Here is a 1,563-nt window from a genome sequence, read left to right on the forward strand (position 1 = left end):
TGATAATAATTATCATTTTTAACAATTAGCTTGGGTTTGGCATTCTGATTTTTGATGGCTAGAGCACCTAACGAGATGCCCTATTCATAAGGAGGGTTGAAACAAAAATTTAAAAAATAAGACAGCATTAAGCTTATGCAGAATTAATCTAAGACAGAATTTAGAGCTTTAGATAGGTACTTTAGTAAATGATTAGCATGATCTGTTAGTTCATGCAGTTCAAAGAGGCTGCTCTCTGCCTCTATCTTTAAAGACATGTTTTTCGCTTGCCTTGAGCCGCGAAAGGTTACGTTAAACCCGTCCGCAATTCCACCAGCAATAATACGACGTTTCGTTGAGCACCCATGAAATTCTGTCGATTCAAAAGGCAAAATATTAATGAATGGTGAAATAAAATAGTGTCCGCCAGATGTGCATTTATTCTCTACTCGATACCGTCCATGGCAATAATTTCCCCTAAGCTCTTTTACCGCCCTTCTGAGATATGAATCCACCGACTCATCATCGGCAACCTCTCCGATATAAGGAATAGTATTGACCATTAATGACGGTAGGTTTGCACAAGGATTACCCATTCTATTCATAAATGGTAGCCACACAGGCAAAGGAAAAGACGTCTGTTCGTCTGATCGCCAATGCCTATAAAGATACGCTGTACACAGTAAGGTGAGAATGTCACTCCAACCAATCATTAATTGCTTAGATACCGTGATAAGAGAATCACAAATCGACTCAGGAACATCCCTCTCACAATAAACTGTATCAGATACCGAGATATCGTGGTTACTCAGCGTCAGATTGGCTGAATCAAGATAATTACCCCAATAAGATCGGTCAACATCGAAACGGTCACTATCCAAATAATCGGTGTTTTCTTTGAGATAAACCTCAAACGTCTTAAAGTAGTGTTTTGGCGCTGTGTTATTCACTAAACACAGATAAAGCTCCGAACAACGCTGCTCAATTAGACTCATACTGTAACCATCGACCGCAATATGATGAGTTCTCAGATACCAAAAGACTTTCTGTGATCCTACAATATAGAGCTGTACCTTCGTAATCACATCCTTTTCTAAATCAATGGCCGTTTCGACGTCAGAGCGCAAATATGCATTTACTTGTTCTTGCGCGTTTTCTTCCCCACGTAGATCGATGACCTCCACTGTGGGTTTTTCGTCAAAACAAACCATTTGAACGGGATAGTACTGATTTTCCAATCGTCGAAATCTAAGCAGCAAAGCTTCCGCTTCTGAAACAGTCTGATTAATGGCATCGGCTAATTTTTCGAGATCGATAGAGCCTGAAATTTCCAAACAATGAGCTACTGTCGATAAAGGCCTATCTGGATGTTGAACGAATTCGTCCCAATATGCCTCCTGCGCATTAGTCAGTGGATACCAATCTTGGCGAGTCATTATGCTTTTTACCCAATTGATTAAGTTGTTAGTAATCCGACGCACCTGCATCAATAACAAGTACGTTCTATTTATTATTGCCATGTTGCGACAGAAAGCGCTTGATCATTGAACCTACAATATCAGGTGCTTCTTGATATGACGCATG

1 protein-coding gene is annotated in these 1,563 nt (G+C 40.1%); it reads right to left on the minus strand.

The genetic code is table 11. The features are described 5' to 3' along the window. Positions 1 to 143: 143 nt before the first annotated feature. Positions 144 to 1,415 carry a condensation domain-containing protein gene (locus AB4496_RS14375; RefSeq protein WP_102257375.1) on the minus strand — a complete coding sequence of 424 codons (1,272 nt, stop codon included), beginning with the start codon at positions 1,413 to 1,415 and terminating at the stop codon, positions 144 to 146. Positions 1,416 to 1,563: the final 148 nt, after the last annotated feature.

This window comes from Vibrio sp. 10N.222.46.A1 (assembly GCF_041473595.1).
Lineage (GTDB): Bacteria > Pseudomonadota > Gammaproteobacteria > Enterobacterales > Vibrionaceae > Vibrio > Vibrio tasmaniensis_A.